The organism is Pseudodesulfovibrio nedwellii, assembly GCF_027923765.1.
Taxonomy (GTDB): Bacteria; Desulfobacterota; Desulfovibrionia; order Desulfovibrionales; family Desulfovibrionaceae; genus Pseudodesulfovibrio; species Pseudodesulfovibrio nedwellii.
Genome location: NZ_AP026709.1, coordinates 1,097,249 through 1,111,745 on the forward strand (window position 1 = coordinate 1,097,249; position 14,497 = coordinate 1,111,745).

Sequence of the window (14,497 nt, forward strand, 5' to 3'; positions counted from 1 at the left end):
TGCCGCCTATTGGCTTGAAGGATAACGGAAAGAATTCCGTAAAAAATCAAAAGGAGCAGGAGGTTCTGCGCATGGAATCGGACTCAGTGACTCTTTGACGTACAGCTCTTCACTGTCAGCACCGTTGACCGCAATCCATTTAACCGTCACCTCAAGGGAAGCTTCACCGACAGTGACTACAAGCTTTTGCGGCACACTGTACCCTGCCACGGTTTTATGATTGAAAAACTCCACTGAGGTCAGTCCGGCGCTAGTTTCATATCGTACCAAAAGCGGCGTCAGGTCCTCATTATTGAGTTGAACCGCAGGACTCGCATCGTCACCAGGTTCAGCCCCAATCAGAAAACATGGCTGATTGCCACAAAATCCGTAATTGCGCATATCCACAGCCACGCCCCAACTCTTCCAGATGTCCAAAGGATTAGGCGGCATCCAAACAAATAATGGCGACAATGCGAACTGTCCGGCTGTACATGCACCGGTGACATTCCCACCAATACCAACAGCCGAAGCGGTATCACCGGCCTGCCATTCCTGACGCCATTTGCCTCGGGCATACCATACATGGACATTTACACCCGAATAATTCGGAAAAGACATCTCTGCTTCCCAAGATCGCATGGGACCGTACTGTTTTTTCAAAGAACCGGTCAATTCATCGTCATCAGGAGTAAACGCGGACACAGGCAAAGCGGTCAACACAACAAAAAAAACGATAACAATGGCAGACAAACGTTTCATCATGCTTCTTTCCCACCACAAGGCAACAATTCCAACAGCCGCTTGACAAGATCATCCCTGAGTTCTTCGTCGTGAAGAGCAAAATAAATATTAGCCGTCAGGTACTCAACCCAGTCGCCAGCATCAAAACGCTGACCACCCAACTTTACAGCGATAAGCTTGTCTTGATCTGCCAACCCCTGCAATGCGTCGGTCAACTGAATTTCTCCACCAACACCAGCTTTTTGTCCTTCAAGGATATCAAATATTTCAGGCAGCAACACATACCTACCGATAATCGCCAAGTTGGACGGAGCCTCTTCCTTGGACGGCTTTTCTACCAAATTGGTCACACGGTATGTGCCATCTTCCAATTCGTCACCCTTGATAACACCGTATCGACTGACTTTCTCTTCCGGCACTTCGATCACGCCGACCACGGCCTTGCCGGTGGCCTTTGCCGCACGGAGTAGTTCTCCTATGCCTGTGTCTACACCAAACATAAGGTCATCACCGAGCATGACGGCAAAAGGTTCATTCTTGCAAATTTCACGAGCCGAAAGAACGGCATGGCCCAACCCAAGCTGTTCTTTCTGACGGACGCCAATGACATTGACCAACGAGGCAACTCGCTTGACTTCTTCAAGCATCTCGACCTTACCCGCCCGCTCCAAAAGCTGTTCCAGCAGAAAGTTGCGATCAAAATGATCTTCGATGATGGTCTTATTCTGGTTGGTGATGAAAACAACATCGGTCAACCCGGCATCAATGCCTTCTTCCACGATGTATTGCACAATGGGCTTGCGGAAGATGGGCAGCATTTCCTTGGGGACGTTCTTGGTGGCCGGGAGGGAACGTGTTCCCCAACCGGCGACGGGAATGACGGCTTTCTTAATTTCCATGGGATTCTTCCTTGAAAAAAACTGCTTATTTCAAATATTTTTCACAGGCTTCAACAATGTCACCAGCGTACAACTCAACCTTGTCACTCTCTGGTCCTTCCACCATAACACGACAGACAGCCTCTGTTCCAGAGTAACGAAGCAAAACACGCCCTTTACCTTTGAGAGCCTCTTCAACCTTACGAACAGCTTTCTGCACTTCAGGAGCATCATCAAACGGGATTTTCCGCTTCACATGAACATTTTTAAGGATCTGGGGAAATGGTTCAAGCAGACCTGCCAATTCCGACAAAGGTCTATCTTTTTCCCGCATGAGACGGAGCAGTTGCAATGCGGCCAACAGCCCGTCACCCGTCGTGGAGTGCTCCATATAAATGAGATGCCCTGATTGCTCACCACCAAGCATGGCTCCTTCGCGACGCATGGCCTCAACCACGTACCGATCACCAACGTCTGTCCGCAGCAATGTGCCACCATGATCCTTCATGAACAACTCAAGCGCCATATTGCTCATGACCGTAGACACAAGCATATTCTTGGGCAAAGTGCCCTTCTCCAGAAGTTCCAAAGCGGATAACGCCATGATCTGATCACCGTCGAGAATACGACCGTTTTCGTCACAGACGATAAGCCGATCAGCATCGCCATCCAAAGCGATACCAATATCAGCTTTTTCTTCAATAACGACGCTGGAAATAACTTCAGGATACAGCGAACCACACTTCTGGTTGATGTTCAATCCATCGGGTTTAACGCCGATTCTAACAACCTCGGCTCCCAACTCTTCGAGAACCTTGGGTGCAACGCCATAGGCAGCACCGTGCGCACAATCAAGAACGATCTTAACACCATCCAAAGTAAGGCGCTGTGAAAAACTGTTCTTCAGATAGACAATATACCGCCCTGAAGCATCAGTGATGCGATGAGCACGGCCCACTTCCTCGGCGGCAGGGTAATCCCACTGGGTATCAGGGTTCAAAACAAGTTCGCTGATCTCATCTTCCACTTCATCCGGTAACTTGAACCCACTGCGGTCAAAGAACTTAATGCCGTTGTCCATAAACGGATTGTGAGATGCGGAAATTACCACGCCGAGATCGGCACGCATGTTCTGAGTCAAAAAAGAAATGGCAGGAGTCGGCATGGGACCGACCAAAAAAACATCCATGCCGTTGGCGCACAGTCCACTGGTCAACGCGGTCTCAAACACATACCCTGACAGGCGAGTGTCTTTGCCGATAACCACACGATGGCGCTTGGATCCATTACGAAAATATTGACCGGCAGCCAGACCGAGCCTAAGCGCAATCTCGGGTGTCATAGGAAATATATTGCCCTGACCACGCAAGCCGTCAGTACCGAAAAGCCTCTGCTTCATGGATGACTCCAAAACTTCGCCTCGAAAGACGATCTATTACTTTTTCAAGATAGTTGTCACGGTTTCCGGATTTTTCTTTTCCAACCGACATCCGTCAGGAAGAACGACGTCATAATCCAAATCGAATTTGCCCGGCGTCGTTTCACTCCCGAACAAGAGACTGACAACGACATCCTTGCGGTACTCATTGTCACGGAAAAGATAGATAGGCCCTTCGATCAACAGTCGCACAAACTTCTGTGAGACCGAAACCTTGTACCCCTCCGGAGCCTGTACTTCAAGTGGGACTTTAACCCATATCTGACGTATCTGAGGACCAAAAAATGCTTCAACCCGAACTTGCCCAGGAGAAGCCTCAATTTCAGGAGCAAGCTCCAAACCGACATCTCCTGCCCAAGACTCTGGAACATCTTCGGGAAAATCTTCCTTCATAACCGCACGAGCCTTAGAAATCTTACGAAGCACTGTTTCAGGACCACGCACGACTACAATCTTGGGATCGACGATAATTTCCTTCAATTTGTAATCAGGATTAAGGTCACCGGACCAAGCGGCCTCCACTTCGATCTCCTTGGAAATACGACGGTCCACCGTAAGCTTCAGCCTATTCGGTTTGACCTCAATAATTTCATACGTACTAGGCAAAGGAATATTCGAAGCATCAATGTCCACAACCTGCACACCGATCTTTAATTTGCTAACATCAACGTGATAGGGAATATTTTGTGTTGTCAGATTGCCCACCAGCCCTTTAGGACCACGCAGACGCACCTGAATCTTATCCACAAGACCGTCCTCGATAATGAGTCCTTCAGGCGGATTGGTCATGACAACCGGCATGTCCACCCATGATTCCACCACCTCACGACCCGTCACCAAAAACCAGGTAAAAACGGCCAATGCAAGAGCAAGTATCGCTGTTTGCCAGTTCTTCATATTATCGTCCCAGTGCGTTTCTGAGCACACGCATCAAACGGACTTCGTCCAAACTGGTTGTCAAACGTCCATTCATGGCCACAGAGACCTCTCCCCGTTCTTCGGAAACAACCACGGTAATAGCGTCAGAACCTTCACTGATGCCAAGCGCGGCACGATGCCGGGTTCCATACATGGGCTGACCTCGCAATTTGCTGGACAGCGGTAAGATGCATGCTGCCGCGACAATCCTATCACGGCGAACAATAACAGCTCCGTCATGTAATGGCGTGTCAGGTACAAAAATAGTTTCGATAAGCTCGGTATTTACCTTGGCATCCAGCTCAATACCACGCTCGATAATGTCACCCAATGGCATATTCTTTTCAATAACGATAATCGCACCGGTACTGCTTTCGGACATGGTCATCACAGCACGAACCATCTGGTCCAACGTATCATCACGAACCTGCGATTTAGTCCAGAACCGTTTGGTACCAACACTGGCAAGCGCCTTACGAATATCCGTCTTGAACAAAATAACCACAATAAGGAATATGGATGTCAAGAACTCGCCGAGCATGGCGTTGAGGGTGTACAGATTAAACAAATCGGAAAAATAATAGATTACCAACACGACAACCATACCATAAAGGACGGCGGCAGCTCTGGTACCCCTAACGAGTACAATGAGATTGTAATATATAAAGGCGACCAGCCCGATATCGAGCAGGACTCTCCAAGTGATCTGAATTCCGAAAAGTTCAAACATATCTTTGACTACGCTAATTCACGAACAATGGTCAATGTTTGCTGCGTAAGCGCAACTTCATGCACACGATGAATGGGTACACCCTTTGCGGCCAGCACTGCTGTCGCTACCTGCGTCGCATTCTGTCGCTCTCCTACAGCCAAACCAAGAAGCCCCTGCCACATTGATTTGTTGGACAATCCCATGAACACAGGAAAACCCAACGCCATAATTCGTTCAATATTTTTTAAAATTGAGAGGTTATGCTCAAGTGTTTTACCAAAACCAATGCCCGGATCAAGGGTCACACGGTTCATGGGCAACCCAGCCTTGTCCAACACGGTTAACCGTTCCTCAAAAAACGCCATCAATGCACCAACGACATCATCGTACCGAGGCTCATCCTGCATATCCTCGGGTCTGCCAAGAGAATGCATGAGCACATACCCCGGCTTGTACTCGGCGACAACGTCCAGTAACTCCGGCTCGAACCGAAAGGCAGACACATCATTGATAATATCTGCACCTGCCTCCAACGCACTAGCCGCAACCTTAGCTTTATAGGTATCAACCGAGATCACGGATTCATGGTCCGCTTCCGCCAATCCGCGAATAACCGGTATAACCCGATTTAATTCCTCGGCCTCCGAAACCTGATCCGCATAAGGACGCGTGGATTCACCGCCCACATCCAAAATTGCCGCACCCTGCCGAGCCAAATCCAGCCCATGAGCAACACCTGAGTGTGCGTCTTCATGCGTACCACCGTCATAAAATGAATCCGGGGTCACATTCACAATGCCGGCAATAAAAAAGGGAGCAGGTCCCAAGACCTTGCCCCCCTTCAATGTCCATGTTGTATCAATCATCGTTACTTTGAACCGATTATTGTACCTTATTTTCTCCGTCGTCTCCATCGGGACCGCTCTCAGAATCATCGTCTTCAAGGATAAAATCATCACCCTTGTCTTCGGATTCTTCACTGACAGGCTTGTATCCGGGCCCTGTGGCACGACCTTCGGCCGTATATCCATCAGCTGTACCAGAAGTAGAGGAACCACCATTGTCAGACTCCATGGGCGGCAATTCCTTGCCTTCCATAAGCAGATCAATATCCGCTCCGGTAATGGTTTCCCTTTCGAGCAAAGCTTGAGCAATGGCTTCCAGAGACTCGCCGCCACCCTTGAGCAGTTCGGTAGCTCTTTCATAAGCCTCATCCACGAAACGACGAACTTCAGAATCGATCAACTTGGCCGTTTCCTCGCCGTAATCCTTGTTGTGGCTGAGTTCCTTGCCCAGGAAGACTGGCTCCTGATTATCACCAAAGCTTATAGGACCAAATTTCTCAGACATTCCCCACATACAAACCATATTGTGTGCGGTCTTGGTGGCGCGTTCAATATCATTACTCGCCCCCGTGGTCAGCTGGTTGAGAACAAGCTCTTCAGCCACACGGCCACCCATAAGGACTGCCATGTTCTTGAGAAGGAATTCCTTGGAATAGTTGTGCCGATCTTCACCGGGCAACTGCATAGTCACACCAAGAGCACGACCACGCGGAATAATGGAAACCTTATGTACGGGATCAGTGCCGGGCAGCAACTTTGCCACCAAAGCATGACCTGCTTCATGATATGCTGTCGTTCTCTTTTCTTCATCGGAAAGGATCATGGAACGACGCTCACGCCCGCCCATCATGACCTTATCCTTGGCCTCTTCGAAGTCTTCCATGTCCACCCGATCCTTACCAAGCTTGGCAGCACCGAGAGCAGCCTCGTTGACGAGGTTCTCAAGATCCGCACCGGAGAAACCGGGAGTTCCTCGGGCGATAACTTCAAGATTAACCTCAGGAGACAGCGGCGTTTTACGGCTGTGTACCTTGAGGATACGTTCACGACCACGAAGATCGGGATTTGGCACGACCACCTGACGGTCAAAACGTCCAGGCCTGAGCAAAGCTGGGTCCAAAACGTCGGGACGGTTGGTAGCAGCGACCAAAATAACGCCTTCGTTCGATTCAAAACCGTCCATTTCCACAAGCAACTGGTTCAAAGTCTGCTCACGTTCATCATGCCCACCACCGAGGCCTGCGCCACGTTGACGGCCAACGGCGTCAATTTCATCAATAAAGATAAGACAGGGAGCGTTCTTCTTACCTTGAGCAAAAAGATCACGCACACGACTCGCGCCAACACCCACAAACATCTCCACGAAATCCGAACCGGAAATGGAGAAGAACGGGACACCGGCTTCACCGGCAACCGCTCGCGCCAACAGAGTCTTACCTGTACCAGGCCCACCGACAAGAAGCACACCCTTGGGAATGCGACCGCCAAGGCGGGTGAATTTGCGGGGTTCACGCAGGAAGTCAACGATTTCTACCAATTCTTCCTTGGCTTCATCCACACCGGCCACGTCCTCAAAGGTAACCTTGGAGGTTTCCTCGTTGATGAGGCGTGCTTTGGATCGGCCAAAACTCATTGCCCCGCGTCCACCGCCACCGCCGCCTTGCATCTGACGCATGAAGAAAATCCAAACGCCGATAAGCAGAAGCATAGGGAACCAGGACAAGAGCATGGTCAAATACCAAGGAGACTCCTCGGGCGGTTCCGCATTGACTTCAACGCCTTTGGAAATAAGCGTATCAATCATTTTGGGATCGTCCGGGGCATAGGTCTGGAACTTTTCACCAGACGTCTTCGTGCCGAGAATCTTTGGACCCTGAATTTTGACTTCAGCCACACCGCCACTGTCTACCATGGTCAGGAACTCGCTATAAGAAGGAGTATCCTTGGGAACAGGAGGCTGATTGAAGAGGTTAAAGAGGACGACCATCAAAACAAAGATGATAGCCCAAATAACAAGATTTTTCATATGGTTGTTCAAAGGAGATTCCTCCGTATAGTCTCAGATCCAATCCGTCATTAAAACGGACTCATTATCGCTGTCACTATGATGCAGGGTAAAGAATAATGCTCCTGCATGAAAAATCAAGAGATACTGGGAAAAAATCCCTTCATTTCACCTATCACACAATTTTAAGCCACCCTTTCAAGGTGTCAATCTGTTTTGCCACGGAAGCTGGACCGGTCCCTCCAGGGGATGTCCGTCGTTCAATGGCCGCTGCATAATCAAGTACGCCAAAGACATCATCATTGATGTCCCCGGAAAATTGCTTGAGTTCAGCAAGGTCCAAATCTTCGATACCAACGCCTTTCTGTTCAGCGTGAGCGACAACCGCACCAGTAATATGATGTGCCTCACGGAAAGGCACACCTTTGGCTGCCAGATAATCAGCCAATTCTGTAGCATTCAAAAACCCACGTTTCACCGTTGCCGCCATCTTTTCCGGCACGAATTCGATCTGCTTGAACATATCTGCCATAATGGTCAGCGATGCCGAAACAGTCTTGTCCGCATCAAAAAACGGCTCTTTGTCTTCCTGCATGTCCCGATTATAGGTCATGGGCAAGCCCTTGATAAGCACAAGCAGTCCCATAAGGGAACCGACAACGCGCCCAGTCTTGCCACGCATAATCTCACAGGCATCAGGATTCTTTTTCTGCGGCATGATCGACGAACCAGTAGAATACTGATCCGGTAATTTCACATACCCGAAATTCGGATTGGCCCAGATGATAATTTCCTCGCACATGCGAGAAAGATGCGCCATGACCAAGCTGCCCGCGAACACGGCTTCAAGCACAAAGTCGCGATCAGAAACCGCGTCCATGGAGTTGGCAAATATCTCGCCTATGCCAAGATCATCCGCCACGGCCTGAGGATTCACGGGATGAGTTGTCCCTGCAAGTGCAGCGGCACCCAACGGCATGACTCGTACGCGCTTCAGACAATCAGTCACCCGTTCGTGATCACGCTTGAACATCTGACAATATGCCAGCAAATGGTGCGCCAAACTCACGGGCTGAGCAGGTTGAAAATGCGTGCAACCGGGAAGCATGGTTTCTTTATGCTCTTCGGCACGCGTCACAAAAACCTCGACAAGCATGGACAAAGCCTGTTGCCAGCCAGCAAGACGAGCACCTACATGCAACCGGAAATCAAGAGCGACCTGATCATTGCGACTCCGTGCGGTATGCAACTTGCCACCCAGCGGCCCAATGATATCGGTCAAACGAGACTCAATGTTCATGTGAACATCTTCCATCTCGGTCTTCCACTCAAAATCACCGGATTCGATCTCGGCTTTAACTTGATCCAAACCGTCACAAAGGGTTTTGGCCTCGGCTTCGGTCAAAAATCCCTGCTTGGCCAACACTCGAGCGTGAGCCTGGGAGCCCCGAATATCTTCAGCGTAGAGAAGCCGGTCAAAGGACACGGACTCTGAATATGCTTCCATGGATGCGGCGGTCCCTTCAGCGAACCGCCCGCCCCACATTTTTTTATCTGCCATATATTACTCGCAGGAGTCTTCGGTATCTTTGCCGCCCCATTTGGACTGCTGCATCCGGCCCTTGAGCCTGAGGCCCACCAGCTTGATGAAGCCCTCGGCGTCGGCCTGATCATATACATAGTCTTCTTCAAATGTAGCCAATTCAGGGCTGTACAAAGAGAACGGAGATTTGCGACCCAACGGCACGCAATTGCCCTTGTACAACTTAACCCGCACTGTGCCAGTGACCTTTTCCTGAGACTTGTCGATCATGGCCTGCAATGCCTCGCGTTCAGGCGAGAACCAGTATCCATAGTACACCATCTCGGCATACTTGGGAATAAGGCTATCACGAAGATGCATCATCTCGCGGTCCATGCACAATCCTTCCAGATCGCGATGGGCTGCAGCCAAAATGGTACCACCGGGAGTCTCGTACACACCACGGGACTTCATGCCCACGAAGCGATTCTCGACCATATCCACACGACCGATGCCGTGCTTACCACCCAACTCATTGAGCTTGGCCAGCAAGGCTGCCGGGGAATATTTAACATTGTTGATGGCAATGGGATCACCGGCTTCGAAATCAATGGAAATCTCTTCCGGTTCATCCGGGCACATCTCAGGTGGCGTGATGTTACGGTAACAATCAGGGCCGGGAGCATTCCACGGATCTTCCAACTCGCCACCTTCAAAAGAGGTATGCAGCAGGTTGGCATCAATGGACCACGGCTTCTTGCGACTTACCGGAATATCAATGCTGTTTTCTTTGGCGAAATTCATAAGATCAGTACGGGACTTAAGTTCCCACTCACGCCACGGAGCAATGGTCTGCAACCGGGGATTGAGGGCCATAGTGGCCAGTTCAAAGCGTACCTGATCATTTCCCTTGCCAGTGGCACCGTGAGACACGGCCTGCGCGCCTTCCATCTCGGCGATTTCAACCATGCGCTTGGAAATCAGCGGTCTGGCGATGGCGGTACCAAGCAGGTAGCGACCTTCGTACAAGGCGTTTGCTCGAAACATGGGAAAAACATAGTCACGCACGAATTCCTCGCGCATGTCCTCGACGTAGGCCTTGACAGCACCCGTGGAGAGAGCCTTCTCCTCAATGCCATCCATCTCCTCACCCTGACCGAGGTCAGCGGTCATGGTCACCACTTCACAGTCATAATTGGTCTTGATCCACTTGAGGATAATGGATGTGTCCAGTCCCCCGGAATAGGCCAAAACAACCTTTTCAATCTTTTTCATTGTATATATCTCTCTTCTCTCAATTATTTATAAATCCATTCAATGATGGCTTTCTGCATATGCAGTCTATTCTCGGCCTGATCCCAAACAATGGACGCCGGACTTTCGAACACGGCTTCCGAAACTTCTTCACCACGATGGACAGGCAAACAGTGCATAAACTTGGCATTGTCTGCGGCTCCGGCCATCAAGGCGGCATTGACTTCGAAACCGGCGAAAGCGGCCTCACGTTTCTTCTGCTCTTCTTCCTGGCCCATGGATGCCCATACGTCTGTATTGACGTACTGCGCACCACACACGGCCTCGGCGGGATCACGCACGACTGACACCTTGGCTCCAGCGTTCACACCGATATCCAAAAGCTTCGGATCGGGGTCGTACCCTTCAGGACAGGCGATAACCAGCTCATAGCCAAATGTCGCCGATCCATTGATAAAGGAATGTGCCATGTTGTTGCCGTCACCGACCCAAGCAACCTTAAGGTCTTCCAGATTCGGGGTACGCTCATACATTGTCAGCATATCAGCCATGATCTGACAAGGATGGTACTCGTCTGTCAGGGCATTGACCACCGGGATATCGCCGTATTCGACCAGGGTTTCCAACTTTTCCTGGCCGAATGTTCGTACGATGAGACCATCCGCATATCGGGATAACACCCGAGCGGTATCCTTGAGAGGTTCGCTGCGACCCAGCTGGGAATCCTTGGAAGCTATGAATACAGGATCGCCACCGAGCTGACGCACACCCACCTCAAAAGACACGCGGGTCCGGGTGGATGCTTTCTCAAAAATCAGGAGCAGTGTCTTGCCTGCCAAAAGATCAGTGCGGACTTTGTTGTCCTTCATCTCTTTGGCTCTGAGCAGAACCTGCTTGGCCTCATCCCTAGGGATGTCCAGAATAGTCAAAAAATGTTTGGGCATCGTACGTTTTCTCCATCTCGATTGCCATTTATAGGGAAAGAGCAGGAGTGTGTCCCATATTAATATGAATGTAAAGGAATTTGGATGAAGGAAAAGCTGTAAAAACGGTGTAACAGCAAGGTTTGCGGCCCAAGCCTCCAGTCGAACGAAATATCTATTCCATAGGCATCAACCCTCTTCTTTGAGACAAAAGCGGGATGCCAGTTGGAATTGTCGTATAAAAGATTCTAATGCTCTTTGAGCCACTCATAAAATTGACGTAGGCTCAAGCTACGACTGGCTGGACCACTTCGAACATAGAACTCCTCGCCCTTTTTCATATCCAGAATAGCCGGGGTCGGAGAAGAAACACAGTGTATACGAAGAATATCCTGTCCGCGCACATGAATAATCATCGTATCAATATACCGGGTAAATTCCGGACCAACATGCTGATTGACCAAATTATTGAAATGCAAAAGGGCGTGATCAGCAGTACCAAATTTATCTTCTTCAAATCCAGCCACAGTGCCGTCATCAGCCACACCGATCAGCAACGTTCCTCCGTCTGAATTCATAAACGCTGAAACGGTTTTCAAACTGGCATGTTCTATCTCTCGCCCGTTCTTCCCAGACTTAAGATTAAACCTGAGTGTCTGCTTAAACTCTAGCCGCCCACTCTCGCCGGAAGTAATAAGAGCAAGAACTTCAGCTTCGCTCACGGCAGCTTCTCGACGCAGACCAAGCGCCTCGATTCTCCCACGATTCCGATGCAGAACAAAGAGAATCCAACCAGCCACAATGATCAATATGGCCGCACCACCTTGCAAAAAAGTATCACTGGTCAACGTCGAAATTACGTTCCTTCTGGGCACAACAACACCAAGTGACATCGTGTCGCCAAAAATGGACAGAGGCAGGGAATAAGTCCACCAAACTTCACCGCCTTCAACAAACGAAAAAGGAGCCTGCGGCGATTTTTCAATTTGACCCAACTTCAACACAGCTTGGGAAATTATGGGGTCAGTAATTTCGGATGGAGAAAGAGCTCGACTTGTCGGATTGATTGCAGTTCCACCGGCTCCCAATCCGGTTACAGGTAAGGCTGTCCCATTATTCCAATACAGAAAGACACGATCAGCACCGCCCCGTTCAGCCCCATCAAGTTGCGACACAATGCCGGACACGGGAAAGGCAAACGATACCATTACCTTTCGGCCTTGCACGGTTTCCATCAATGAAGATGCAGAAATAAGTGATTCTCTGGAATTAAACGCCTTGTTGGCACTCCGCCAATTGACTTGCCCCGGTTTCAGATAAGAATATTCATCGACCAGAATGCGATCTATTGCACGTTTGTCAAAACGCCACCCAGTAAACGAAGTATCACTTGAACCGTCACTCTTAAACATGGTCCATGTCATCTGTGAACTGCGGTCCTCATCAGGAACGGCCTCCACAACGCCCTGACCACGCCTAGCAAGCATATACATCATGCCCTGCCCATCACTGACGGAAATGGCTTTCACTGATGAATGCTTGGCAAACAGATCACGAAATTCCTTGCGCAAAGCCATGGGTTTCAAACTGGATAACGTGCCGTCACTAATTTCATCGTTTGAATTCCTCACCGCGTTAAGAAGAATGGTGACCGCACCGGACAACCCGCGAGCAGAACCTTCCACGGCAACAACAGCTGCATCGCGACGAATTTCCCGCACGCCCCAGTAAGCGAGAGACCCGATAGCCGCCACAACAAGAATCACACCGTAAAAAACGAGTCGATAGAGTTCCTTGCCACGTATATGCTTCACTCTCGCCATGATTATTCTCCGCCGTCCATATCACCGTATTCAAGCAGTATCCGGTCCACTGCGCCATCAGTCAGATCAAACATTTCGTCACTGTGATCAAATCCGGCCAAATGCAATATCCCGTGCGCCAACAACCGCGCCAAATGCTCCAACGGTTGTTGACCATAGAGTTCGGTCTCACGAGCCAAGGTATCCACGGACAACACCAGTTCTCCCAAAGAACTGCCGTCATCATCCGCAACCACCAATTCCACGTCTGCATCTCCTGAATCGGGGAAACTAAGAATATTGGTCGGTCCCGTACAGCCAAGAAATTCGGCATTGACCAGAGCTATTTCACGATCATCCACCAGTGTCAGGGAAAACGTTCGTCCCTCCAGCCCCAAAGACTCCAAAAGAAGATCAGACAACACCTCCAACTCCCTCTGAGACAAAGGGAACCGAGGATTGAGACGAACTTTGCTGACAATTCTGACCACGCCACTCATAACTATTTCCTGCCGCCTTCGTGAACATCATACGCACGAACAATCCGACCGACCAAGGGATGACGAATAACATCATGTTCATCAAAGGTCACAAAATTCACCCCTTTGACGCCAGTCAAAATCTTTCGGGCCTGCAACAAACCGGATTTGGCGTGAACGGGCAGATCAATCTGCGTCACATCACCAGTAATAACGGCTTTGGAACCGAATCCAAGCCGAGTCAGAAACATCTTCATCTGCTCTGGCGTCGTATTTTGTGCCTCGTCCAAGATGATGAAAGCATCATTAAGTGTACGACCACGCATGAAAGCCAATGGCGCAATTTCAATAATACCGGCTTCTTGATAATCCTGAACTTTGGTAAAATCGAGCATGTCATGCAGGGCGTCATACAATGGGCGCAGATACGGATTAATTTTCTCCGCAAGATCACCCGGCAGAAAACCAAGCTTCTCCCCTGCCTCCACGGCAGGACGAGTCAACACGATCCGTTTGACTTCCCGACGGGAAAGAGCCCCCACCGCCATGGCGACGGCCAGATATGTTTTACCCGTTCCGGCCGGACCAATTCCAAACGTCATGTCGGAATCATGGATTGCATCCAAATACTCCCGCTGGGTCAACGACTTGGGAGACACGGTTCGCTTGCCCGAAGTGGCGTAAACATCACCTTTGAACACTTCACCCACATCCGCGGACGGCTGCCGTTCAAGTATGCGACAGGCAAAATCCACATCCTGCGGATGCACGGACTTGCCACGCTGAATCATTGCATACAACTGCGACAAAACCTGACCGGCCAAATCGGCCTTGGCCTCATCTCCTTCAGGTGCCGCAACAGTGACCGTGTTACCACGACTTTCAACGGTTACCCCAAGGCGCTCACTCAACAACTTCAAATGTTGATTATGCGGGCCAAAAAGCTGGCTCGCCATATGACCGTCGTCAAATTCAAGTTTGGTGGAAGACAGAATCTT

13 protein-coding genes are annotated in these 14,497 nt (G+C 50.0%); all 13 read right to left on the bottom strand.

Going from position 1 to position 14,497, the window contains the following annotated elements; all coding sequences use genetic code 11:
• Positions 1-6: 6 nt before the first annotated feature.
• Positions 7-744, bottom strand: a complete 738-nt coding sequence (locus tag SYK_RS05390) for a hypothetical protein (RefSeq protein ID WP_281762576.1) — start codon at positions 742-744, stop codon at positions 7-9.
• Positions 741-1,622: a UTP--glucose-1-phosphate uridylyltransferase GalU gene (galU, locus tag SYK_RS05395; protein ID WP_281762577.1), complete on the bottom strand. Its 882-nt coding sequence runs from the start codon at positions 1,620-1,622 to the stop codon at positions 741-743. The genes SYK_RS05390 and galU overlap by 4 nt, the downstream gene beginning before the upstream one ends.
• Before the next feature lie 25 nt (positions 1,623-1,647).
• Positions 1,648-3,000 (bottom strand): phosphoglucosamine mutase, encoded by a 1,353-nt coding sequence (gene glmM / locus SYK_RS05400; protein WP_281762578.1) that lies wholly within the window; start codon positions 2,998-3,000, stop codon positions 1,648-1,650.
• A 36-nt stretch (positions 3,001-3,036) separates the two neighbouring features.
• Positions 3,037-3,936: a CdaR family protein gene (locus tag SYK_RS05405; protein WP_281762579.1), complete on the bottom strand. Its 900-nt coding sequence runs from the start codon at positions 3,934-3,936 to the stop codon at positions 3,037-3,039.
• Between the two features lies 1 nt (position 3,937).
• Positions 3,938-4,687, bottom strand: coding sequence for a diadenylate cyclase CdaA (cdaA, locus tag SYK_RS05410; protein ID WP_281762580.1), 750 nt, complete (start codon positions 4,685-4,687; stop codon positions 3,938-3,940).
• Positions 4,688-4,695: 8 nt separating this feature from the next.
• Positions 4,696-5,535 carry a dihydropteroate synthase gene (gene folP, locus SYK_RS05415; RefSeq protein WP_281762581.1) on the bottom strand — a complete coding sequence of 280 codons (840 nt, stop codon included), beginning with the start codon at positions 5,533-5,535 and terminating at the stop codon, positions 4,696-4,698.
• A gap of 16 nt (positions 5,536-5,551) precedes the next feature.
• Positions 5,552-7,552 carry an ATP-dependent zinc metalloprotease FtsH gene (ftsH, locus tag SYK_RS05420; RefSeq protein ID WP_281762582.1) on the bottom strand — a complete coding sequence of 667 codons (2,001 nt, stop codon included), beginning with the start codon at positions 7,550-7,552 and terminating at the stop codon, positions 5,552-5,554.
• A gap of 142 nt (positions 7,553-7,694) precedes the next feature.
• The gene (argH, locus tag SYK_RS05425; protein ID WP_281762583.1) at positions 7,695-9,080 is read right to left on the bottom strand and encodes an argininosuccinate lyase; all 1,386 of its coding nucleotides are present in this window, start codon (positions 9,078-9,080) and stop codon (positions 7,695-7,697) included.
• A gap of 3 nt (positions 9,081-9,083) precedes the next feature.
• Complete coding sequence (locus tag SYK_RS05430; RefSeq protein WP_281762584.1) at positions 9,084-10,316, bottom strand: argininosuccinate synthase; 1,233 nt, start codon at positions 10,314-10,316, stop codon at positions 9,084-9,086.
• Positions 10,317-10,339: 23 nt separating this feature from the next.
• Positions 10,340-11,239 carry an ornithine carbamoyltransferase gene (gene argF, locus SYK_RS05435; protein ID WP_281762585.1) on the bottom strand — a complete coding sequence of 300 codons (900 nt, stop codon included), beginning with the start codon at positions 11,237-11,239 and terminating at the stop codon, positions 10,340-10,342.
• 227 nt (positions 11,240-11,466) lie between these two features.
• Positions 11,467-13,041, bottom strand: a complete 1,575-nt coding sequence (locus SYK_RS05440) for an AlbA family DNA-binding domain-containing protein (protein ID WP_281762586.1) — start codon at positions 13,039-13,041, stop codon at positions 11,467-11,469.
• A 2-nt stretch (positions 13,042-13,043) separates the two neighbouring features.
• On the bottom strand, positions 13,044-13,520 hold the full coding sequence (gene ybeY / locus SYK_RS05445; RefSeq protein WP_281762587.1) for an rRNA maturation RNase YbeY: 477 nt from the start codon (positions 13,518-13,520) through the stop codon (positions 13,044-13,046).
• A gap of 2 nt (positions 13,521-13,522) precedes the next feature.
• A complete protein-coding gene (locus SYK_RS05450; protein ID WP_281762588.1) occupies positions 13,523-14,455 on the bottom strand; it encodes a PhoH family protein in 933 nt (310 codons plus the stop codon).
• Positions 14,456-14,497 lie beyond the last annotated feature (42 nt).